The sequence below is a fragment of the Actinoplanes sp. NPDC026670 genome (assembly GCF_040638175.1).
GTDB lineage: Bacteria > Actinomycetota > Actinomycetes > Mycobacteriales > Micromonosporaceae > Actinoplanes.
In genome coordinates this window covers 263,866-285,248 of sequence record NZ_JBEZXU010000001.1, presented here as the reverse complement: position 1 = coordinate 285,248, position 21,383 = coordinate 263,866, and the positions used below count along the sequence as shown (strand labels likewise).

General features: G+C 71.0%; 21 protein-coding genes. 7 read left to right on the top strand and 14 right to left on the bottom strand.

The genetic code is table 11. From position 1 onward, the window contains the following. Positions 1-50 precede the first annotated feature (50 nt). Positions 51-2,000, top strand: coding sequence for an EAL domain-containing protein (locus AB0E94_RS01185; protein ID WP_360320539.1), 1,950 nt, complete (start codon positions 51-53; stop codon positions 1,998-2,000). Here the strand turns inward: AB0E94_RS01185 and AB0E94_RS01180 are convergent. Then, positions 1,973-2,269: a hypothetical protein gene (locus AB0E94_RS01180; RefSeq protein WP_360320536.1), complete on the bottom strand. Its 297-nt coding sequence runs from the start codon at positions 2,267-2,269 to the stop codon at positions 1,973-1,975. The genes AB0E94_RS01185 and AB0E94_RS01180 overlap by 28 nt on opposite strands. A 204-nt stretch (positions 2,270-2,473) precedes the next feature. On the opposite strand from AB0E94_RS01180, the gene AB0E94_RS01175 reads away from it, so the two are divergent. Beyond that, complete coding sequence (locus tag AB0E94_RS01175) at positions 2,474-3,958, top strand: GGDEF domain-containing protein (RefSeq protein WP_360320533.1); 1,485 nt, start codon at positions 2,474-2,476, stop codon at positions 3,956-3,958. A gap of 32 nt (positions 3,959-3,990) precedes the next feature. After that, positions 3,991-4,929, top strand: a complete 939-nt coding sequence (locus tag AB0E94_RS01170) for a hypothetical protein (protein ID WP_360320530.1) — start codon at positions 3,991-3,993, stop codon at positions 4,927-4,929. 110 nt (positions 4,930-5,039) lie between these two features. Here the strand turns inward: AB0E94_RS01170 and lexA are convergent, their stop codons facing one another. Further along, positions 5,040-5,675: a transcriptional repressor LexA gene (gene lexA, locus AB0E94_RS01165; protein WP_360320527.1), complete on the bottom strand. Its 636-nt coding sequence runs from the start codon at positions 5,673-5,675 to the stop codon at positions 5,040-5,042. A 125-nt stretch (positions 5,676-5,800) separates the two neighbouring features. Here lexA and AB0E94_RS01160 point away from each other — a divergent pair, with 125 nt between their 5' ends. Then, positions 5,801-6,307, top strand: coding sequence for a hypothetical protein (locus AB0E94_RS01160; RefSeq protein WP_360320524.1), 507 nt, complete (start codon positions 5,801-5,803; stop codon positions 6,305-6,307). Between the two features lie 261 nt (positions 6,308-6,568). Here AB0E94_RS01160 and AB0E94_RS01155 read toward each other — a convergent pair whose 3' ends face one another. The 6 genes from AB0E94_RS01155 to AB0E94_RS01130 all read right to left on the bottom strand — a co-directional run bounded on the left by AB0E94_RS01155 (position 6,569) and on the right by AB0E94_RS01130 (position 13,095). Continuing rightward, a complete protein-coding gene (locus tag AB0E94_RS01155; protein ID WP_360320521.1) occupies positions 6,569-7,132 on the bottom strand; it encodes a DUF4232 domain-containing protein in 564 nt (187 codons plus the stop codon). A gap of 77 nt (positions 7,133-7,209) precedes the next feature. Beyond that, a complete protein-coding gene (locus tag AB0E94_RS01150) occupies positions 7,210-8,436 on the bottom strand; it encodes an MFS transporter (protein WP_360320518.1) in 1,227 nt (408 codons plus the stop codon). Next, positions 8,433-8,981 (bottom strand): winged helix-turn-helix domain-containing protein, encoded by a 549-nt coding sequence (locus AB0E94_RS01145; protein ID WP_360320515.1) that lies wholly within the window; start codon positions 8,979-8,981, stop codon positions 8,433-8,435. The genes AB0E94_RS01150 and AB0E94_RS01145 overlap by 4 nt, the downstream gene beginning before the upstream one ends. 423 nt (positions 8,982-9,404) lie before the next feature. Beyond that, a complete protein-coding gene (locus AB0E94_RS01140) occupies positions 9,405-10,634 on the bottom strand; it encodes a hypothetical protein (protein ID WP_360320512.1) in 1,230 nt (409 codons plus the stop codon). A 73-nt stretch (positions 10,635-10,707) separates the two neighbouring features. Continuing rightward, on the bottom strand, positions 10,708-11,664 hold the full coding sequence (locus AB0E94_RS01135) for a hypothetical protein (protein WP_360320509.1): 957 nt from the start codon (positions 11,662-11,664) through the stop codon (positions 10,708-10,710). A gap of 375 nt (positions 11,665-12,039) precedes the next feature. After that, positions 12,040-13,095, bottom strand: a complete 1,056-nt coding sequence (locus tag AB0E94_RS01130) for a hypothetical protein (protein WP_360320506.1) — start codon at positions 13,093-13,095, stop codon at positions 12,040-12,042. Positions 13,096-13,258: 163 nt separating this feature from the next. Here AB0E94_RS01130 and AB0E94_RS01125 point away from each other — a divergent pair, with 163 nt between their 5' ends. Together AB0E94_RS01125 and AB0E94_RS01120 are read left to right on the top strand one after the other, a co-directional pair. Then, entirely contained in the window at positions 13,259-14,092 is an 834-nt protein-coding gene (locus tag AB0E94_RS01125; RefSeq protein WP_360320503.1) for a rhamnogalacturonan acetylesterase, read from the top strand. 50 nt (positions 14,093-14,142) lie between these two features. Next, positions 14,143-15,003, top strand: coding sequence for an alpha/beta hydrolase (locus tag AB0E94_RS01120; RefSeq protein ID WP_360320500.1), 861 nt, complete (start codon positions 14,143-14,145; stop codon positions 15,001-15,003). A 151-nt stretch (positions 15,004-15,154) separates the two neighbouring features. On the opposite strand, the gene AB0E94_RS01115 is transcribed toward AB0E94_RS01120, so the two are convergent. The 5 genes from AB0E94_RS01115 to AB0E94_RS01095 all read right to left on the bottom strand — a co-directional run bounded on the left by AB0E94_RS01115 (position 15,155) and on the right by AB0E94_RS01095 (position 19,661). Continuing rightward, positions 15,155-16,108 carry a branched-chain amino acid ABC transporter permease gene (locus AB0E94_RS01115; RefSeq protein WP_360320497.1) on the bottom strand — a complete coding sequence of 318 codons (954 nt, stop codon included), beginning with the start codon at positions 16,106-16,108 and terminating at the stop codon, positions 15,155-15,157. Positions 16,109-16,181: 73 nt separating this feature from the next. Then, positions 16,182-17,042, bottom strand: a complete 861-nt coding sequence (locus AB0E94_RS01110; RefSeq protein ID WP_360320494.1) for a branched-chain amino acid ABC transporter permease — start codon at positions 17,040-17,042, stop codon at positions 16,182-16,184. Continuing rightward, positions 17,039-17,716 carry an ABC transporter ATP-binding protein gene (locus AB0E94_RS01105; RefSeq protein WP_360320491.1) on the bottom strand — a complete coding sequence of 226 codons (678 nt, stop codon included), beginning with the start codon at positions 17,714-17,716 and terminating at the stop codon, positions 17,039-17,041. Before AB0E94_RS01105 ends, AB0E94_RS01110 begins: the two co-directional genes overlap by 4 nt. Further along, complete coding sequence (locus AB0E94_RS01100) at positions 17,713-18,498, bottom strand: ABC transporter ATP-binding protein (protein WP_360320488.1); 786 nt, start codon at positions 18,496-18,498, stop codon at positions 17,713-17,715. Before AB0E94_RS01100 ends, AB0E94_RS01105 begins: the two co-directional genes overlap by 4 nt. 2 nt (positions 18,499-18,500) lie before the next feature. After that, positions 18,501-19,661, bottom strand: a complete 1,161-nt coding sequence (locus AB0E94_RS01095) for an ABC transporter substrate-binding protein (RefSeq protein WP_360320485.1) — start codon at positions 19,659-19,661, stop codon at positions 18,501-18,503. A 79-nt stretch (positions 19,662-19,740) separates the two neighbouring features. On the opposite strand from AB0E94_RS01095, the gene AB0E94_RS01090 reads away from it, so the two are divergent. Further along, positions 19,741-20,550, top strand: a complete 810-nt coding sequence (locus AB0E94_RS01090; RefSeq protein WP_360320482.1) for a PaaX family transcriptional regulator C-terminal domain-containing protein — start codon at positions 19,741-19,743, stop codon at positions 20,548-20,550. 44 nt (positions 20,551-20,594) lie between these two features. On the opposite strand, the gene AB0E94_RS01085 is transcribed toward AB0E94_RS01090, so the two are convergent. Beyond that, on the bottom strand, positions 20,595-21,383 hold a 789-nt coding region (locus AB0E94_RS01085; protein ID WP_360320479.1), incomplete at its 5' end, for an HAD family hydrolase.

Sequence of the window (21,383 nt, the reverse complement as noted above, 5' to 3'; positions counted from 1 at the left end):
ACAGACAGGTTGTGTTGGGGTGGATACGTGGGCGAGGCCGCAGCCTGCTGATGACGGCGGCGCTGGCCGTCGTGCTGCTGGCCCTGGCCGGTTTCGTGCTCCAGGGCATGTTCAGCACCACCCAGGCGACCGAGGAGCAGAGCGACGCCCTGATCGTGGACATGAAGTTCACCGAGGCCCGGATCGCCGTCGCGATGCAGGAGGTGAACCTGCGCCACTACCAGGTCGAGCCGTCGGTGGCGGTACGCGGACGGTTCGACCAGATCGCCGCCGAGGCCGAGCGGAACCTCGCCGAGATCGCCGGCTCGGCCGACGAGCAGACCCGGGACGACGCGAAGCGCCTGCTGGCCGGGCAGATCGCGTACCGGGAACTGGCCGACGACCTGATCGCGAAGGTGGCCGACAGCGACCCGGACTTCATGGCGTTCGACAGGCTCCAGGTCACCCCGGCCTTCTACACGCTGCAGAACGACGTGGACGACGTGTCCCGGGCCTACCACGACTACGCCCAGCAGCAGGTGATCGCGCTCGGCAAACGGCAGGGCCGGCTGCTGGTCGGCACCGCGATGGGCTTCGGCGTCGGCCTGACCCTGGTCGCGATGATCATGCGGATGGTGCTCGGCTACCAGCGGCGGCTCGTCACCCAGGCCGCCGACAGCCGCCACCAGGCGCTGCACGACTCGCTGACCGGCCTGCCCAACCGGGCGCTGTTCCAGCGGGACCTGCAGAAGGCGCTGGCCCGGGACGGCCAGTCGGCGCTGATGATCATCGACTTGGACGGGTTCAAGGCGGTCAACGACACGATCGGCCACCACGCCGGCGACCAGGTGCTGATCGAGTCCGGCCGGCGGCTGGCCGCGCATGTGCACTCCCCGGCCGTGGTGGCCCGGCTCGGCGGTGACGAGTTCGCGGTGCTGCTGCCCCAGGTGTCCGGCCTGTCCGAGGCGACCACGCTGGCCGACCGGCTGGTCGCCGAACTCAACCGGGACTTCGCGCTCGACGAGGGCCCGGCCGCGATCAGCGGCAGCCTGGGTATCGCGGTGAGCCCGGACGCCGGATCGGTGGACGCCGACGAGCTGTTCCGGCACGCCGACGCCGCGATGTACCGGGCCAAACGACACGGCGGCGGGGTCGCCGTGTACGACCCGGGCGCCGACGCCGACCAGCAGGACGACCGGATGCAGCTCTTCGCCGACCTGCGGGTGCTGCTGGAGACCGGCGACCCGGAGGGCCGGCTCCAGATGTACTACCAGCCGCAGGTTCGTCTGCGCGACGCCCGGGTCACCGGGGTCGAGGCCCTGGTCCGGTGGCAGCACCCGACTCACGGCCAGGTCATGCCGGAGACCCTGCTGCCGGTCGCCGAACGCGGGGGCCTGGAGACCGCGCTCGCCTATCACCTGCTGGCGCTGGTCGCACGCCAGGCCGCGGGCTGGCTGGCCGGCGGCTGGCGGGGCCGGGTCTCGGTCAACGTGTCGACGGGCGCGCTCGACGACGAACGGTTCGCCGACAACGTGCTCGCCACAATCCAGGCGGCCGGGCTGCCACCGCAGATGCTGCGCCTGGAGCTGACCGAGACCGGCATCATGGCCGACTCCGGGACCGCCCTGGACACGCTGCGCCGGATCAGCGCGAGCGGGGTGACCGTGTCGGTCGACGACTTCGGCACCGGCTTCAGCTCGCTGGTGCAGTTGCGGGACGTCCCGGCCAACGAGCTGAAGATCGACCAGATCTTCCTGGGGAACCTGACGCCGGGCACCCCGGACGAGGTGATGGTCCGCAGCTCGATCGACCTCGGGCACAACCTCGGCCTGGAAGTCGTCGCCGAGGGCGTGGAGGATCTGGCAACCCTGGTGCACCTGGCCGGGATGGCCTGCGACTATGCCCAGGGGCACGCGCTGGCGTCGGCGGTTCCGGTCGGTGACCTGCCGGGCGCCTGCTGGACCGCCGAGACGACGGTGGCCGCGGCGCTCGGTTACGCGGCCTCCTCGCCGGCCCGCTGACGCCGTTTCAGGCGCAGCTGCTCCAGCCGGCGCCACCTGTTGTAGACCTCGACGGCGGCCTCGATCGGCTCCGGGGCCCGGCCGGCCTTCCAGGGCCGGGGCAGGAAGGATTCGGCGCCCAGCCAGAGCAGATCGCTCATCGGGACCGTGCCGCCGTGCATCCGCATCAGCTCCTCGGCCACCTCGAAGGCGTGGTCGCTACGCCGCCACTCCTCCACCACCGAGCCACCCTTGAGCAACTCTGCGTGATCGTCCGGATGCAGTTCCATGTCCGCAAACCCCTTCCCTGGGACAGAAAACAGCAGGTCAGGGTGGCACTTTGACGGCGCCGACGGGAAACTGTCAAGACCACGTAGCGTAGTCGAGGACGAAGATCACCCTCGGCTCACCGCTTTGCTCAGACATCGGGCGGAACAGCCGATAGTCTCAAAGTGATCGGGAGCGGATCGATACGGCACGACCCGGTGCTCGCTGTGGCAACGGCGTGGACCCTTCTCGGGACCGCGCTGTTCTTCGTGCTCGCCGGCCACTCGGACACCCAGGTCAACGTGTTCTGGGCGTTCCAGCCGCCACTGGACGTGCTGCTGGCCTACTCGTCGTGGCGGGTCTTCCGGATGGCGACCGGCGCCACCCGGCGGTTCTGGCGGCTCATGGCCATCGCCGGCAGCCTGTTCACCGTCGGCGACACGATCCAGGTCGTCCAGTCGTTCCTGGAGCCGGGCCAATGGTCGACAGCCGGCGGAACCATCCAGTCCAGCCTCTTCGGCGTCGGCATCAGCCTGATCGTCATCGGCATGCTGATCCACCCGCACGCCGGGCGCAGCGGCAAGGACCGGCTCGCGTTCTGGCTCGACTCGGCGACCGTCCTGGTCGGTGGCGCCGTCGTCGCCTGGTGCTTCGCGATCAACTCGGAGGACAGCGAGGCCAACCTGATCGGCGCGCTGTTCGGCGCCGCGCTGGTGCTCACGTCGGCCTTCGCCGCGGTGAAGATGATCCTCAGCGGCAACGCGCCGATGCACCGGCAGGCCGCCATCCCGCTGATCCTCGCGGCCGTCGTGAACGCGGCCGGCCTGTTCGCCGCCCCGGAGGCCGACGGGTCCCTGCCGGCCTACGCCTACGCCATCCGCTTCCTGCCGTCGCTGTTCATCGCGGTCGGCCCGCGGGTCCAGGAGATCATCGCGCAGTTCGACGAGTTCGCGTTCGGCTCGCGCCGGCGCAAACCGTACAGCCTGCTGCCGTACGGCTCGATCGCGGTCGTCTTCACCGCCATGATCATCATGATGTCGCAGCACGAGGAACGAGACGCCCGCCTGTGGGGCACGGTCTTCGGGCTCGGCGTCATCGTGGCGCTCGTCGTGGCCCGGCAGCTGCTCGCCTTCCACGACAACAAGAACCTCATCGGGCAGCTCGACACCACCCTCAGCGAACTGCGGGAACACGAGACCCGGCTGCGGCGGCAGGCGCTCTTCGACGACCTGACCGGGCTCGCCAACCGCACCCACTTCCGCGAGGAGGTCGACGCCACCCTCGCCGAGGCCGAACCCGGCAGCGTGTCGGTGCTGCTCATCGACCTGGACGGGTTCAAGGGCGTGAACGACACGCTCGGCCACGCGGCCGGCGACGCCCTGCTGGCCGGGGTCGCCGAGAAGATGCGCGCGTCGGTCCGCGCCGAGGACCTGCCGGCCCGGCTCGGCGGCGACGAGTTCGCCGTGCTGCTGCGTGAATGCGACGCCCGCGACGCCGAACGCACCGCCCAGCGGATCCTCCAGGCGCTGACCGAACCGATCATGATCGACGGCGCTCCGGTCTGCGCCAACGCCAGCATCGGAGTGGCCAGCTCGGAGGAGGGCGACGACCTGCGGACCCTGCTGCACGCCGCGGACACCGCCATGTACGCGGCCAAGCACGACGGCAAGGGCACCTGGATGCGCTACGACCACAGCATGCTGGCCGCCTGACACATTCTTCATGATCAGTCGTTGCTGTCGACGTGAGTCTCTCGTTCCGGCACGGCGACGTCGCCGTGCACATCACCGTCGACCCGGCGGACGGCCATCGCGTCCACCGTTCGCCGGGTGGCTCCTCCGGCGGCGAGATCATCCTCTACCCGCCGGCGCACGCCGATCTGGTCCTGCCGGTCAACGATCCCGGTGACGTCGAAGTCCACTACCGGGCCGGGCTCGGCAGCTGGCGATCCGGCCCCGGCGAGACCGCCCGGCACGCGGGCATCCCCTACGGCCTGCTCGGCCGCCACCTGGTGATGTTCCTGTGCACCGAGGCGTTCCGCTGCCGCACCCGCACGATCACCCTGCACCCGCATCGGGTGTACGGATTCCTGGCCGCGCTCGGCTCCCTCACCGAACAGTCGGTCCGCGGCTCGCTCCCGGAGCAGACCGTGCGCAGTTCCCCCGCCGGGCAGCCCGTGCGCGGCTCCCTCTCCGGGCAGCCCGTGCGCGGCGACTGGTTCGCCGAGCTCGAAGGTCAGCTCCAGCGCACCCTCCGGCACGGGTGGGTCGGTGAACAGGCGGGCAGCACCGGCGCCCTCGTCGCCAGCCGCGGCCGGCCCGGCCACGGGCTGCTCGACTCCGCCTCGGACCGCCCGCCGACGGTCACCCTGGACGCCGAGTTCGCCAAGTCGGCGCTGCGCTGGATCCCGCTGGACAGCGAGGTCGTCCGGATCCTCAGCCGGCACTCGTGCACGGCCCTCGACGTCTACACCTGGCTCACCTACCTCAGCACGCACCTCGACGCGGCCCGGCAGTTCGCCTGGGAATCCGTACACGCGCGGTTCTTCGCCTCGTCCGGATCAGCCGGCGGCGATCCAGCGGCCTTCCGGCCGGTCTTCGAAACCTGCCTCGAGGAGATCCGCAAGGTCACCGCCATCCCTTCGGTCACCGTCGACGCCTCCGGCGTGGAGATCAACCGCTGATTCGGTACGGCCACGAAGAGCGCTGTCCCCTACCCCGCGACGCAGCCCCGGCGCCGGGCCGAAACGCGACCGCCGGGCTGATCCGGTGGCTCACCTCCCCATTTCACCTTTCACAGGCGCCGGAAGACACTGACCACCTTGCCCAGGATGACCGCGTCGTCGGCGGGGATCGGCTGGTAGGCCGGGTTTCGTGGGAGCAACTCGGTGTGGCCGTCACGCCGGCGGAACACCTTGACAGTCGCCTCGTCGCCGATCATCGCGGCCACGATCTCGCCATTCTCCGCGACCGGCTGCTGACGGATCACCACCACGTCGCCGTCGCAGATCGCGGCGTCGATCATCGAGTCGCCCTTGACGTTGAGGGCGAACAGCGTGCCCCCGCCGACCATCCCGGCGGACACCGTCAGATGATCCTCGACGTGCTCCTCGGCCAGGATCGGCGCGCCGGCGGCGATCGCCCCGAGCAGCGGAATCCGCACCACCCGTGGCTCGGGACCGGCCGGAGCGGGCCGGCACAGCTCGACAGCCCGGGAGTTGTTGGGCTGCCGCCGGATCAGGCCGTGTCTCTCCAGAACGCCGAGCTGATAGGAAACGGACGACGGCGAGACCAGGCCGACGGCCGCGCCGATCTCCCGAACCGTCGGTGGGTAGCCACGCTCGCGCACCCAATCCTCGATCACCGCGAGGATGCGCAGCTGGCGGGCGGTCAGTGGCGGACGGGAATCTGCACCGCTGTCGATGCTCATGCGCGCACCTTACCCCATGATTAGATCAGATGTACTAATCGTGACCGGAAAACGCACGTTCGGAGGACACCGAGCCCGGCCCGACGACCGATGCCACCCGGCCCGCGACTGGCCAAGATCGTTCGGTGCCGACAATCTGGGAGTACGCGAACCAGGTCGCGGCGGGTGACACCGGTTCCTGGCTGGCCGCCACCCGGCGCGCCGCCATCCTGCTCGCGCCGACACATCCGGTGATCACCCTGCCCAGGCGGGTCCCGGTACACCAGGTCCTGGTGCAGACCACATCCCTGGTCGTCTACGGCCGCACGTTCGGCATCCGGGCCCGCGACCACGTCGTCTCCGGCCCGGAGCTGGCCGCCTGGGTCACCGAACACGCCCTGCCCGGCCCGGACGCCGCCCCCGGCAACATCGCGGCCGCGGTCCGCCGGCTGCTCGACACGGTGGCCACGATGCTCCGGGCCGCCGGCCACCAGGTCCCCGACCCGGGACACCGTTCGCTGCACAGGCACTCCACCGACCCGGTGATCCAGCAGTGGCACGACCTGACCGACGTCGACGACGCCTTCCCCGGCCCGCTGCTGTGCCTGGGCGTGGCCGCCATGTCCGACACCTTCGGCCCGGCCATCGTGTGAACCCCACCCCGCCAGCCGTCGCTGAGCACGGTCATCGACCCCCCGAAACCGCCGTGAGCGACGGCTCGCCCGCACCGCAAGGCCCCTCGGACCGCCAGCCGTCGCTGAACGTCCCTACCGCACCCCCGAAACCGCCGTGAGCGACGGCTCGCCCGTACCGCAAGGCCCCCCGGACCGCCAGCCGTCGCTGAACGTCCCTACCGCACCCCCGAAACCGCCGTGAGCGACGGCCGGCGGTTGTGGCCCAGGTGCTCGCCCCCCCTACGCCTGGGCCTGGAGCGGCCCGATCCGCAGAGCCGACATGGTGATGCCCGGGCCGTCGGCCTCGGGGAGTTCGGCCACGTCAGCGGCGGCGCCGGTGGAGTCGGCGTCGACGATGAACTGGAACGCCACCCCGGCGCCGCATCCCCTGCCGCCCTCCGCGCAGGTGTCCCACTCCAGGGTGGACGCGGCGGTGGCGCCCGGTTCGAGGACGAGCGCCGCTCCGGCCGTGCCGACCTCGGCCGTCGGCACCCGGACGACCTCGCCGGGCGGGGTGACCAGGGCGACATCGGCCCAGCCCTGGATCTGACACGGGTGGTCGGCGGTGTTGGTGAGGCTGAGCACCGCCTGCCGCACGCTGTCGCCACCGCGCCCGGTCACCGTGCCGGTCAGGTCGTCGGTGCGGCAGGCGGGGCTGGGAGCAGCGGCGGGCATGGCGCCCGCGGACGCCTCGGTGGCCCGGCCGCCACCGACGAGGGCAACGGCGACGCCCGTGACGAGCAGGGCCGGAGTGAGGGCCATGAACGTCCGGAGGGCGATGGAGCGCGGGCTGTTCCGTGTCATGCCCGCTACTCTTCCGCCACGCTCCGCCACAAAATCAACTCCCGACCACGCCTGGCACGAAGCCGGTACCGACCGGATCAGGGCTGGGGCTGAGGGATCGGCTCGGGCTGGGTGGGCGTACGCCGTACCGAAGGGGAAAGGGTTGCCGCGACCGCGGCGATGAGCATGATCGCGGAGAGGGACCACAACGAGCCTGTGGTTCCGATCGCGGTCAGCATCAGGCCGCCGGTCAGGGACGCGATCGGCATCACGCCCCAGGTCAGGGTGCCGGCGGCGCTCATCACGCGGCCCAGTAGCTCGTTGGGAACCACTACGCCGGCGTAGGTGAAGATCACTACGTTCCATAGGGGACCCACGAACGCGGTCAGCGCGCCCACTACGCCGATCTGCCACGGGGCCGTGGTCAGCAGGAACAGGGGCAGCAGCAGGGCCCAGACCCAGTTGACGCCGACCAGCGCGCCCCGGAACGACACCATCCGGTGCAGGCGGCTCGCCGCGAACGCGCCCAGCAGTCCGCCGGCACTGTAGAGGCCCAGCATCAGGCCGATGTCGGAGGCCGTGCCGCCCTGCCGGCCGGCCAGCACCACCAGCACCAGGATCAGGGCCTGGAAGACGAAGTTGCTCGCCGCGATCAGCAGCAGGGACACCCGGATCAGCGGGTTGTGCCAGACGTACCGCAGGCCGGTGACCGCTGCCCGCCACAGTGGCTCGGCCGGGCCCTCGGCGGGTTTCTGCAGATCACGACGCAGGAACAGCAACGCTGCGGCGGCGATCAGGTAGGAGATGCCGTCGACCAGGAACGGGGCCGCGCGGTCCAGGCCGAACAGGGCGCCGCCGATCGGTGGGCCGGCCAGAGTCGCGCCCCGGCTGCGGGCCTCGTCCGCGGCGATCGCGGTGGCCAACTGGTCCGGCGGGACGACCATCGGCAGGGCCGCGTCCTGGGCCAGTCCGAAGAAGACGAAACACACCCCCTGGAGGAACGCGACCACACACAACTGCGCGATCGTGAACAGGCCGGACCAGATCGCCAGCGGGATGCTCAGCAGGGCCAAACCGGCGACGATCTCGCTGACCAGCAGGATGCGGCGGCGGTTCCAGCGGTCGACCAGCGGGCCGGCCGGCAGGTTCGCGATCAGGTGCGGCAGGGTGCCGGCGGCCCCGACCAGGCCGGCGTCGAGCGGCGAGCCCGTGGTGGACAGCACCAGCAGCGGAGTGGCCGTGCTGCTGATCGCGGCGCCCAGGCTGGAGATCACCTGGCCGCTCCAGAGCAGGGTGAAGTCGCGGTTGCGCCAGAGCGGGGTCATGACGGCGTGGGGAACGCGTTGAACAGGACAGTGATCGGGCGAGCGCCGTCGGTGGCCTCGGCCGGGTAGCGGTGCCAGCGGCTGACGAAGGCGACGAACTCCTCGGCGAACTGGGCCAGCTCGTCGGCGGTCAGGTTGATGTTGCTGAACGAGTGCATGGCCGCCTCGCCGAACGCGCCGAACGACTGCCGGTCGGACAGGTAGGTGTGCAGGTCACGCTGGGCCTGGTCCATCCACTGCTGCCCGATCGCGTCGGCGGCGGCAGCGATCGACGGATCGTCCGAGTCGTACGGCAGGCGCAGGTCCAGTGGGATCGGCTTCCAGTAGCGGCGGCGGCCGGCGGAACGGTCGGTGTCCTCCTCGATGAACCCGAACCGTTCCAGCTGGCGCAGGTGGTAGCTGGCGGCGCCGCGGTCGACGGCGAATCGGGTGGACAGGTCGGCGGAGGTGGCGGGACCGAAACGGTTCAGGTGGGTGAACATCTGCTGCCTCAGTGGGTGGGCCAATGCCTTCAGCGAGTCGATGTCCGTCAGGTTGCGGCGCATACATGAGAATATATCTATGCAAAGACTTCTTCTCATAGGGGGTGTCAGTGAGAAGACACCGGGCAGTTGCGGCGTTCTCACCGCTGTCTTCATCGACCATCAGGGGAGCTGACTGCTCGCACACCGATCCGCCTCTTCACAGATCTTGCACGAATCCTCACCCGTGTTGATCTTGCACGAGTTTTCACCTCAGGGCCGATCTTGCAGGTATCTCCACGCCCGGACGGGGAAACTCGTGCAAGGTCCACGCCAAGATGTGGACCTTGCACGATGATCCACCCCAGGACGTGAAGAACCGTGCAAGATCGCCGCGGGCGGGCAGAGTCGTGCAAGATCCCGAAGCCCCGCGGCCGGAGCTGGGCGCGGGACTCCGCGGCCGGAGCCAGGTGCAGGACTCAGCGGCCAGAGCCGGGCGCGGGACTCTCAGTGGACGAACAGCAGGAACAAGCCGGCCCAGGTGCACGCGATCATGAAAAGGACCATCGGGAGTTCGTCGGCCAGGACGGCCAGGGTGGGGCGCTCCGGGGCGGTGGCCAGGGAACGGTCGTGGGCGACGATCACGCCTGTCGCATGTCCGATCAGGATCAGGGTGATCTGTGCGGTGGCGATGGCCGCCGGGGCCGGTTGCGGATCCCAGCCGGCGGCGGGGGCGCCCACCAGCAGCAGGACGCCGCGCGGGGCTTCGACGATCAGCAGGGACAGGTAGTGGGCGAGGGTGTAGCCGACCGCGATCGGGATCAGCGACACGGACATGTCGAGGCGGCCCGAGGTCCAGCGGACGGCCAGGAAGACCAGCGCGCAGAGCAGGACGAGGGCGGCTGTTCCCAGTAGCAGCGGCGCTCCGGAACGGTCGGTGAAACCTGTCCAGAACGGCGTCGCACTGTCGAAAACCGTCGATCCCCACCAGACCGCAATGAATCCCGCGATCCCGGCGGAGACGAGCGGCGGCCGCGCCGGGGCAGGGGCCGCGGAGAGGAGCGGTGGGGTGTCGACGGCCAGGCCGGAGAGCGGCTGCCGGTGGCGGATCGGGCTCAGGCGGCCGGCCAGTTCGGAGTACACCTCGAAGCAGTCACCGCGGGCGAACCACTCCTCACCACGCAGGATCGCGAGGATCACCTGGCTCAGGCCGTACCCCAGAATCCAAAGACCGACCGCGACCGGATCGCCATGATGGGGCGCCAGCAGCTCGAACCAGACGAACGCCAGCAGGAACGCCGCCGCCGGCCAGGACGACCGCGGGCGGCCCGGCGCGAGGGGGCGCAGCCCGTTCCGGGGCAGCCCCAGCAGCGTGAAGATCGTCCGCAGCGGGTTGACGGCCCGCCACACCGGCCCGAACACCACGCTGATCAGAATCAGTCCAACCCAGAGCCAGACGAACAGGGCGTGTGCGGCCGGGTTCCCGTCGCGCGGGCCGGCCAGCGCGAACCCGGTCACATACAACGCCAGGACCAGCACCGGGAAGCGCAGCCGGCGGGCCACACCGAACCGGCGCGGTTCGGACGGCTTCAGCCGCGGCGTCCGCCACCAGAACGCAGCGATCAAAAAAGACACGACAACCGTCGCGGCGCCGGCCTGGAGCACCAGATCGAGCGGCAGCGGCAGCCCTTCGGCACTGCCCACCCCATGCGCGAGCGGCGTCAGCGGTCCGGTCACCGTCAATTCTCCCATTTGGTACGCCGTGCGCCGCCCCCAACCACAACCCACCACGCCCGCAGCATCCGGAGTCTCACGCCTCCCCCGCCGTGGACGGACCGGCAGCCGCGCCCGGACCAGCAGCGGCGGTCGGGACGACGGCGGCCTTCTGGGCCAGGTCCCGTAGGACTCCGGCGCCGGCGACCGCCACACCCGCGCCGAGGCCGAGGGCCAGGACGACCAGCAGGCGTTCGAGGGCGGCCGGGCCCTCGAACGGGAGGACCGGGCGGTGGAACGACGTCACGTCGGGCAGCACGAAGACTGCGGTCAGGGCCGCACCGGCACACACCGCCAGGATGCCCGCCGCCCGGCCACGGAAGGCCGTCACCGCGCCGCCGATGATCAGTGGCCAGGCCAGGAGGTTGATGCCGGCGGCGCTCAGGAACGTGCCGACCGGCGGGGCGGACTCGACAGCCAGGGTGGAACCGATCACGTGCGCGATCGACGCGGCGGCTGCGACGGTTCCGGAGGTGGCGAGCAGGAGGTCGGCTCGGCGGGTTCGGCGGGCGGCCAGGATGATCGCGGCGGCGGTGAGGGCGGCGGCGAGCCACCAGAGCGGGGCGAGCGGGCGCTGCTCGCCGACCAGGGCGCCGGTGACGATCACCTCGGTCCCGGCGAGCTCCAGCGGGATCGTCCATGGGACGGTCTCCCCCGCCGCGACAGTGCGGCCGTCGGGGGTGGCTCGTTCGTCGATCCAGGTCAGCTCGGCGCCGGGTGGGATGACGGAGGGTGTGGCCGTACCGCCGCCGGGTTTGATCGTCACCGGAACTGATGTGCCGTTGCGCAGCCGCAACCTTGCGCCCGCCTCGATCGCGGTGATCTTCAGGCCGGGGACCGCGGGTGTCACCGAGACCACCCGCCCTCGCGCGTCGGTGGCCGTGAGGCCGCCGGCGTGTGCCGCCGCCGGCCCGCCGGTGATCACGAGCAGCCCGGCGACGGCGACCAGCACCGACAGCGTCCGCGCCACCCGCCCGCCAGCCGCCGAGCTCACGCGACCGCTCCGACATGCAGCCGACTCACGTGGCCGCTCCGCTGCACAACCGGCTCGCGGCGACGCCCCGGAACGGTCATCGCGGAGCCGCGCCGCGGGAAGCCGCAACCCGACCGGAATCCCGGAAAACCGCGACCGGACCGGCATTCTTGGACACCGCGACCGGACCAGCTTTCTGGGACACCGCGACCGGACCGGCATTCTGGGACAACGCGACCGGACCGGCATTCTGGGACACCGCACCCGGACCGGCGCCCCGGGAAACCGCAATCAGAGCAGCAGCCCGGGAGACCGCGCCCGAACTGGAACCACGACCGCCCGCGACCGGAGCATCATCGCGGGCGGTCGAGGCGGCACGGCGCGGGAGTGGGCCGGTCACCTGGGGAGGTGCTGGACGCTGCGGGCGACCAGCACCGTGGCCGCGCCGGTCAGGGCGGTCAGGGTCAGCAGACCGGTGGTCATGTGGATGTTGAAGCCGGTGCTGCCCTCCTGGATCTGGCCGACCAGCAGGACCGTGCCCCACGCGACAGGTGGGGTGGCCAGGCCGAACAGGACCCAGCGGCCGTTGCTCGGGATCTTGAGCAGGGGGGTGACCAGGCGCCACACGGCTTCGATGGCGAACGAGACCGCGGCCAGGGTCAGGGCGGGCCACCACTCGTCGCGGGAGTCGAACATCAGGTGCATCAGCACGGCGATGATCGCGACCAGGATGGACGGCAGGCCCAGTGGCAGGGGCCAGCGGCGGCCGATCACGATGAACGGCAGGAGCAGCAGGATGGTGCTGAAGATGTAGCCGTGGATCAGCTGGGCGTCCGGTGAGAAGACCGGGACCGGCTCGTTGCCGCTGCCCAGGTGACGGAAGCCGATCGACGAGGCGTGCAGCGAGTAGATGTGCACCGGCAGGGCGGCGAACAGGGTGGAGATGCCGACCAGGAAGCCGCCGCTCACGCCGAGCCGATCGCCGGGGCCGGCCGCGAGCATCAGCGTCGGGCCCATGGCGACCAGGGCCATGCCCAGGATGATGAACTCGTGGCTGGGGCTGACGAAGATCTCCATGTCGCGCTCGATGCCCCAGATGTTGTGCCACAACGTGTCCACACCACCGCCGACCAGCAGGAACGCCATGCCGGCCAGGGGCAGCCGCAACGCGTTGGGCAGAGCCAGCAGGTCGCGGTAGGTGGGGATGCCGGGCAGCCGGGACCGCATGATCCAGAGCAGGGTGAACCCGGACGCGGCGATGCCCGAGTAGAGGACGCCGTGCCACGGGGTCCAGAAGGTCTCCAGCTCGGGTGTGGTGGCATGCGCATATGCGTCGAGCTGCAATCCGATGACCAGCCAGGCGCTCGCGACCAGCAGCACCCAGCGCTCGCGTGCGGTGAACGACGCCCCCGCGCCCTCCGTGGGCCGTGCCCGTTCCACGGATGTCGTCACGATAACCACTCCTCTGACTAGGTCTCGGCGAACGTAACCTACATCGTCCCTCCGACATGTTTCGATCCCATCTTGCCCCTAATTGATCAACACTCGATTGATCGCATTCCACCAGCAGGAAAGCGCTTGCCTGCATTGAGGTTCATTGATTCAATGTGGCGTCATGCAGATTCAACGGAGAACGTTGCTCCGCGCCGGGATCGGCGGGACGATCGCCGGGGCCCTGGCCGTCACCGAAGCCGCGCCCGCCCTCGCCGGCGGCCACCGGCCCACCGTCTTCGTCGCCGGGGACTCGACCGCCGCCACCTATGCGGTCGCCGACCATCCCCGCGCCGGCTGGGGGCAGGCCTTGCACGTCTTCCTGCGCCATCACGTGCGGGTGGTCAACGAGGCGCTGTCCGGGGCCAGTTCCAAGAGCTTCGCCGACCTGGGCCGCCTCGACCGGATCCTCGCCGCGATCCGGCCCGGTGACGTGCTGCTCGTGTCGTTCGGGCACAACGACGAGAAGACCACCGACCCGGCCCGCGGCACCCTGCCGTGGACCACGTTCCAGGAGTATCTGCGGCTCTACCTGGACGGGGCACGTGCCGCCCGGGCCCGGCCGGTCCTGGTCACCCCGGTCGAGCGGCGGCGGTTCACCGCGGACGGCACGCCGTACCTGTCGCACGGCGAGTACCCCGACTCGATGCGGGCGCTGGCCGCCGAGACCCGGACACCGCTGATCGACCTGACCGCGCTGTCGTTCGAGCGGTGGGGCACGCTCGGGCCGGAGGCCACCAAGGACGAGTTCCTGTGGCTGGACGCCGGCGAGTCGGCCAACTACCCGGACGGCGTGCAGGACAACACGCACTTCCAGGCGCACGGGGCGATCGAGACGGCCCGGCTGGTGGTCGCGAACGGCCGTGCCATCCCCGGCCGGGATGAGCGCGCGCTCCGGCGTACCGAAATCTCTGACGAGGTCTTGACCTGGCCCGCAACCCGCCCGGCGGAAAGCTGAAACCTGCGCGGGGCCCATCGGGCCCCGCGCATCGGGGTTAGGGTCGCAGCATGACCGCGACCCACTCCCTGGATGTTCCCGGCGCCGTCATCACCTATGACGTGCGCCTGCCCGCGACGCCGTCCGGCGAGCCGCCGCTGATGCTGATCGGCTCGCCGATGGACGCGAGCGGCTTCGTCACCCTGGCCGGCCACTTCAGCGACCGGACCCTGATCACCTACGACCCCCGGGGTACGGCTCGCAGCGTGCGCACCGACCCGGCGCCGGAGTCCACGCCCGCGCAGCACGCCGACGACATCCGCCGGGTCATCGAGGCGGTCGGCGGGCCGGTCGACCTGTTCGCCAGCAGCGGTGGCGCGGTCAACTCGCTCGCCCTGGTCGCCGCCCATCCCGGCCTGGTGCGCACGCTCGTCGCGCACGAGCCGCCGGCGGTCCGGTTCACGCCCGACCACAAGGAGGCGGAGGCCGCGGTGCTGGGCATCCGTGCCCTGTACGAGCGGTCCGGCATCGGCCCGGCGATGGTGAAGTTCATCCAGATCGTGTCGATGAAGGGCCCGGTGCCGCCCGGGTTCGCCGACGAGCCCGGTCCTGATCCGGCCACGTTCGGCCTGCCGGCGGAGGACGACGGCGCCCGCAACGACACGCTGCTCGGCCAGAACCTGGTGACCTGCTGCCTGTACGAGCCCGACTTCGACGCCCTGCGCGCCGCACCGACCCGGATCGTCGTCGGCGTGGGCGCGGAGTCGGAGGACGAGCTGGCCAACCGCAGCGGGCGCGGGGTCGCCGAGCGGCTGGGCATCTCCCCCACCGTCTTTCCGAGCAACCACGCCGGTTTCCTGGGCGGCGAGTACGGCCAGCACGGCGACCCGGTCCCCTTCGCCACCACCCTCCGCCAGGTCCTCGCCGCCTGACGACCAGCCCAGCCCAGCCGTCGCTCAGCACGGGAATCGCGCCGCGATAACCGCCGTCAGCGACGGCCGGCGGGCTCGGCCGTACAACAGCACGGGAAAAGCGCCGCGATAACCGTCGTCAGCGACGGCCGGCGGTCTGGACCGCCGTGGATCAGCGGGCGATGTCAGCCTTTCGGAGGCGGCGGAGGGCCGGGACCAGGCCTCGCGGCAGGTAGAGGACGCAGGTGATCAGGAGCAGGGCGTACACCGCGTAGGACAGGACGCTCGGGGCATAGTCGGGCATGCCCGGCTGGGTGCCGAGGGTGTTCAGGAGCTGGACCAGCAGGACGATCACGGTGGCGCCGACGACCGGGCCGGCCAGGGTGCCGAGGCCGCCGACCACCGCCATCACCACGAACTCGATGGACAGCAGGACCGGGAACGAACCCGGCGACAGATAGCCCAGGTAGAAGGCGTAGACACCGCCGGCCAGGCCGGCCAGCGCGGCCGACAGGGTGAAGACGGCCAGGCGGTGCCGGCCGACCGCGACACCGCTCGCGGCGGCCGCCGTCTCGCTCGTCGCGGCGGCGCGGAGGGCGCGGCCGGGGCGGGAGTCGACGACGTTGCGCGCGATCAGCAGGGCGATGGCCAGGACCAACCAGGCGGCGTACGCGTAACCGAGATCGCGGAGCTCGATGCCGAGGACGGTGAGCCGTGGAATGCCCTGGAGCCCGATCGCACCGCCCGCCCAGTCGGCCTGTGCCAGCAACGACAGCAGGATCAGCTGGACGGCCAGGGTCGCGAACGCCAGGTGGTGACCGCGCAGCCGCAGCAGTGGGGCGCCGAGCAGCACCGCCGCCACGGCCGCGGCCACCGGCGCCAGGGCCAGGCCGAGCAGCGACGGCACGCCGTGGACCGCGGGCAGCGCCGCCGCGTACGCCCCGATCGCGTAGAAGGACGCCTGTCCCAGCGAGACCTGTCCGGCGTACCCCATCAGCAGAGAGACGCCGACGGTGACCGTCGCAGCCAGCAGGAGCAGCACGAACGTCGCGAGATGACGCTCCGGCAGGAGCGGCGGCAGCGCCAGCGTGACCACCGCGACACCGGCAACCAACCAGCGGTTCATCGCGCCACCTCCGCTGCGCTCCGGCATCGCGATGAACTTTCGACGTGGCCGGATGATTCGCTCGCGAGCTCGCTCATTGCGCCATCTCCGGGACCGGGCCGGTGCGGGCCGCCTGGACGATCATGACGGTGAGCATCAGCACCAGGGCGACCTCCGTCTGGTAGGCGCCGCCGCCGTAACCCGCGACGACCGTCTGGGTGACGCCGAGCAGCAGGCCGCCGGCCAGGGCGATCGCCGGGCGGGTGAGTCCACCGAGGACCGCGGCGGCGAACCCGTTGACGATCAGGGTGACGTCACTGTCGAAGGTGACCTGCTGCACCGGCGTGGTCAGCACCCCGGCCAGGCCGCCGAGCGCGCCGCCGATGGTGAACGCGAGCAGCCCCATCCGGCGCACGTCGATGCCGACGACCTGGGCGGCGTAGCGGTTGGAGGCGCACGCGGTCAGCGCGCGGCCCAGGTCGGTGCGGGCGAAGAACCACGCCATCAGCGCGAACACCACGGCGGTCACCGCGATGATCAGCAGGTAGTGGGCCGGAATGCGGGCGCCGCCGATCTCGGCGACGCCTGGCACGCCCGGGAAGGACCGGGGCTGATCGCCCCAGATCAAGACCTCGATGGCGTACGCGAGAACGCCCAGCCCGAGAGTGACGATCAGCGCGGTTCCGGGGCTGGTGCCGGGGCGGCCGATCGCGACGACGCCGACGACGAGGCCGGCGAGCGCGCCCAGGGCCACGCCACCGAGTTCGGCGACGCCGTGCGGGAGCCCGGCGCTGAGCAGCGTGGAGGTGAGGAGCGCGGCGAGGACCGCGAACCCGCCCTGCGCGAAGTTGACGACCCGGGTCACCCGGTGGATCGCGACGAGCCCACTGGCGACGAGCGCGAACCCGGCCCCGATCCCGAGCCCGGTGATCAGGTAGCCGAGCAGGTCGCTCATGGCGTCACCGTCACGTGGCCGCCCAGGTAGGCGGCGGTCACCCGGGGGTCGCGGGCCAGGGTGGCGGCCGGGCCGTGCAGGGCGATCCGGCCGGACTCCAGGACGTACGCGTGCTGGCACAGGTCGAGGGCGAGGCGGGCGTTCTGTTCGATCAGGAGGACGGCCAGTTCCCGGGTGGCGTGCAGGGTCCGCAGGTGGTCGACCAGCGCGGTGACGATCATCGGGGCCAGGCCGAGGCTGAGCTCGTCGATGACCAGGACGTCCGGGTCGGCCATCAGCGCGCGGCCGATCGCGACCATCTGCTGCTGGCCGCCGGAGAGGCTGCCCGCTTTCCGGGAACGGATGGCGGCCAGGTCGGGGAGCAGGTCGTAGACGGGGGTGGTGTTCCGCTTGCGGGTGCGCCAGCCGCCGAGGCGCAGGTTGTCGTCGACGGTCATGTCCGGGAACATCTCGCGGCCCTCGGGCACGTGCGCGAGCCGGCCGTGCACGGAGATCGTGCCGGAGGACGGGCGGACCAGACCGGCCAGGGCTTTGACCAGGGTGGACTTGCCGGCCCCGTTGGCGCCGATCAGGGCGGTCATCTCGTTCTCGGCGACGGACAGGCTGACGTCGTCGAGGGCGGTGGCGCCGGCATACCGGACGGTCAGGTTGCCGATGTCGACAGCACCGGTCATTCGACGACGCCTCTCGCGTGGACTGGGGGCTCGTCCGGCCGTACGCCCAGATAAGCGGTTTTGACCTTGGGGTTTGCCCTGACCTCGGCGGGCGAGCCGTCGGCGATGACGCGGCCCAGGTCGAGGACGGTGACCCGGTCGGCGAGCCGCATGACGAAGGCGACGTCGTGTTCGACGAGCAGGATGGTGAGGCCCTCGTCGCGGAGGCGGGTGATCAACTCGGCGAGGTGTTCGCGTTCGGCGGCGCGCAGGCCGGAGGCCGGTTCGTCGAGCAGGAGCAGGCGGGGCTCGCCGCAGAGGGCGCGGGCCAGTTGCAGGGATCGTTGCTGGCCGAGCGGGAGCTCCTCGGCCGGCCGGTTCGCCCAGCCGGCGATCCCGACCCGGTCGAGGCAGGCCAGCGCCTTCTCGCGGATGCGGCGTTCGTCGCGGTGGTGGCGGGGCAGGCGCAGCGCGGCGGAGAGGAACCCGGCGCTGGTGACGGCGTGCGCGCCGACCATGACGTTCTCGAACGCGGTCATGCCGTGGAAGACCCGCGCCGACTGGAAGACGACACCGATCCCGCGCCGGTGGGCGGGGCGGCGCTCGACGCGGACACCGTCGAGCGCCACCGTGCCGGAATCGACCGCCAGCTGGCCGCCGATCAGGGCGAACAGGGTGGACTTGCCGGCGCCGTTGGGGCCGATCACGGCCCGCAACTCGCCGGCCGGGACGGTCAGGCTCACCTCACGCACGGCGTAGACGCCGCCGAACGCGCGGGAGACGTTGTCGACCGTGAGTTCCACGGTCACTTGAACCGGCCGGCGGAGAACTCGGTCGGCACGAACTTCCCGCCCTTGATCGTGTTGATCGAGATGTAGTCGGTGGTCAGGCCGGAGTGGTCGGCCGCGGTGTAGGTGTAGGCGCCGTTCGGAGTGGTCAGGGTGAGACTTTCGAGCGCGTCACGGACCTTCGCCCGGTCGGTGCCGCCGGCCTTCCCGATCGCGGCCGCCAGCAGTTTCACGCCGCTGTAGCCGTCCTGCGCGAACTGCGGCGGCGGATAGCCGTACTTGGTGGTGAACGCGCTGGTCAGCTCGTCGACAGCGGTCTTCAGCTCACCGGCCGGCAGGTGCTCGCCGACGACCCCGACCGAACTCGCGATCAGCGCGCCCTCGGCGGCCGGACCGGCCGGATCCAGGAACAGTTTGCTGGCCTGCGAGCCGGTCAGCACCAGCGGGATGGTCAGGCCGGAGGCCGCGTAACCCTTGGTGATGGCGACGGCCGGAGCGCCGGTCCCCCACAGCATCAGTGCCTGCGCGTCCGACGCGCGGACATGCGTGAAGATGGCGCTGAAGTCGGTGGCGGTGGTCTGGAACTCCTCGATCGGGCCGAGCGTCACGCCGTACTGCGCCGCCTTGGCCTGCATGCCTTTGAAACCGGCGACCGCGTAGCTGCTCTTGGTGTCGTAGGCGACGGCGACCTTCGTCAGTTTCGCCGACTGGAAGTACTGGAGGGTGGCCTCGGCGTAGGTGCTGGACAGGGCCGGGACCACGAAGACGTACGGATGGACGGGTTTGACCTGCTCGTCGGCCGGGGTGAGCGAGACGTACGGAATCTCCTCCCGGTCCACCAGCGGAATCGTGGCGAGCGCCGAGTTGCTGAACGGCGACCCGATGATCGCGTCGGAGCCGTCCTTCAGCTCGTTGAACGCCAGAACCGCCTGGTCGGGCAGGCTCTTGTCGTCGCGGACGGACAGTTCGATCCGCCGGCCCCCGATGCCTCCGGCGGCGTTGATCTTCTCGACCGCGAGGGCCACGGACTTCTGGTTCTCGGTGCCGAGCGGGGAGTAGTTGCCGGTCAGCGAGACGATCTGGCCGACCCGGATCGGGTCGTCGCCGTCGGCTGTCTCGTTGCCGCAGGCGGTCAGTAGGAGCGTCAGGGCCACCAGGAGTGGCCCGGTTCTGCGCATGAGGAACCTCCTCGGTGAGGTTCATCGAAGTTAGGCTTTGTCTTCAACGGCCGTCAAGAAAGTGCCTAACATCTAGCGCATGCCGAAACCCTCGACGCTGCTGCTGATGCTTCTCGGGGACTTCGTCCTGGACCGGGACGTGTGCGTGTTCTCCGGCAGCGCCATCGACGTGCTCGGCCGGCTCGGCGTCTCGTCCCACGCCACCCGGTCCACGCTGGCCCGCATGGTCAATCGCGGTCTGCTGCGCCGGCAACGGCACGGCCGCAAGATGTACTTCGGGCTCACCGACCGGACCGCCGCGATCCTCCACGACGGACGCTCCCGCATCTGGGACACCGGCGCCGTCAACGACGACTGGGACGGCACGTGGACGCTGCTCTGCTTCTCCCTGCCCGAATCGTGGCAGCGGCAACGTCACGATCTACGGTCGCAGCTGGCCTGGTCCGGGTTCGGGTCGTTGCAGGGCGGGCTCTGGATCGCGCCCGGCGCGGTGCCCGCCCAGTCGATCGTGGACGGGCTCGGGCTGTCGGCACACGCCCGGGTCTTCCACGCCCGGGCGGCCGAGCTGACCGACATCGGGGCGATGGTCGGGGACGCCTACGATCTGGGCGAACTCGCTGGTCGTTATCAGTCATTCCTGGATCGGTGGGAGGGTTCGGCGCCGTTCGGCGATCCGCTCGCGGCGCGGCTCAGCCTCATCGCCGAATGGCTCGGCGCCATCCGCCGCGATCCGCGGCTGCCGGTCTCCCACCTGCCGGCGGATTGGCCGGCGGTGCGGGCGCAGGCGCTCTTCCGCGACCTGGAAGCCGCCTCACTGTCCCCGGCGCACTCCCTCGCCGCGTCCCTGCTGGACCTGCAACCCGATGCGGTACGGACAAAGCGCCCCTGACGCATCGACTCCGCCCCCGTGTTTCAGGCGTTCTTTCCCCTCGATCAGACGCCGAGCAACGTGGCGGCTGCGGGGAGATCCGGGGCCTCGGCGGTGGGTGGTGGGGTGTCGGGGGCGTCGAAGTATTCGCCGGTTCGGACCCGGATGGAACGGGCGCCCAACGCCACGGCCACCGCCATGTCCCTGGTGGGCCGGTCGCCTATCACCACCAGGTCGGACGGGTGGACGCCCAAGGTCGCGGCGGCCTGGCGCAGGCCCTCGGGGTGGGGCTTGCGCAGCGTGCGGCCGCCGAGCTCGTCGGTGATGACGACGGTGGTGAAGGAGCTGGCCAAGCCGGTCGCGGCCAGTTTGGCTCGCTGGATCGCCGGGTCGCCGTCGGTCAGGCAGGCCACCGGAAAGCGGGAGCTGATCGCGAGCAGCGCATCCAGCGTGCCCGGATAGCGGGGCAGCCGGCGCGGGCGGTAGGCGGTGAACGCGTCCACCAGCAGCGGGATCAGGTCGGCGGCCAGGTCGGGCGCTATTCCGTAGGCGGCCAGCGCGCGATCGATCGTGCCACCCCGATCCGAACCGGCCAGCAGCTGGCGGCGGACCGCGCGACTGAGGCGGATCGGGTCGAGCCCGGCGGCGGCTCCGGCCCGGCCGACCGCGCGGGCCGCGCCATAGAGGAAGCTGCCCTGCGGGAACAGCGTGTCGTCCAGGTCGATGACGACGGCCAGCGGTGGCTTCTCGATCAGGTCCATCGGGGGAACCTCCGCGGTCCGGGCGTGAGTGATGGCGCGACCGGCCAGATCGGTCGCGCCGTCGCCGAGATGAGGTTTCCTTACACGTTCACG

What these genes read in the sequence shown, in the direction of transcription:
- AB0E94_RS01180 (WP_360320536.1), bottom strand. Translation starts at nt 2,269, where the DNA reads ATGGAACTGCATCCGGACGATCACGCAGAGTTGCTCAAGGGTGGCTCG.
- AB0E94_RS01115 (WP_360320497.1), bottom strand. Translation starts at nt 16,108, where the DNA reads ATGAACCGCTGGTTGGTTGCCGGTGTCGCGGTGGTCACGCTGGCGCTG.
- lexA (WP_360320527.1), bottom strand. Translation starts at nt 5,675, where the DNA reads ATGAGCATCGACAGCGGTGCAGATTCCCGTCCGCCACTGACCGCCCGC.
- AB0E94_RS01095 (WP_360320485.1), bottom strand. Translation starts at nt 19,661, where the DNA reads ATGCGCAGAACCGGGCCACTCCTGGTGGCCCTGACGCTCCTACTGACC.
- AB0E94_RS01105 (WP_360320491.1), bottom strand. Translation starts at nt 17,716, where the DNA reads ATGACCGGTGCTGTCGACATCGGCAACCTGACCGTCCGGTATGCCGGC.
- AB0E94_RS01120 (WP_360320500.1), top strand. Translation starts at nt 14,143, where the DNA reads ATGACCGCGACCCACTCCCTGGATGTTCCCGGCGCCGTCATCACCTAT.
- AB0E94_RS01185 (WP_360320539.1), top strand. Translation starts at nt 51, where the DNA reads ATGACGGCGGCGCTGGCCGTCGTGCTGCTGGCCCTGGCCGGTTTCGTG.
- AB0E94_RS01150 (WP_360320518.1), bottom strand. Translation starts at nt 8,436, where the DNA reads ATGACCCCGCTCTGGCGCAACCGCGACTTCACCCTGCTCTGGAGCGGC.
- AB0E94_RS01145 (WP_360320515.1), bottom strand. Translation starts at nt 8,981, where the DNA reads ATGCGCCGCAACCTGACGGACATCGACTCGCTGAAGGCATTGGCCCAC.
- AB0E94_RS01110 (WP_360320494.1), bottom strand. Translation starts at nt 17,042, where the DNA reads ATGAGCGACCTGCTCGGCTACCTGATCACCGGGCTCGGGATCGGGGCC.
- AB0E94_RS01090 (WP_360320482.1), top strand. Translation starts at nt 19,741, where the DNA reads ATGCCGAAACCCTCGACGCTGCTGCTGATGCTTCTCGGGGACTTCGTC.
- AB0E94_RS01125 (WP_360320503.1), top strand. Translation starts at nt 13,259, where the DNA reads ATGCAGATTCAACGGAGAACGTTGCTCCGCGCCGGGATCGGCGGGACG.
- AB0E94_RS01155 (WP_360320521.1), bottom strand. Translation starts at nt 7,132, where the DNA reads ATGACACGGAACAGCCCGCGCTCCATCGCCCTCCGGACGTTCATGGCC.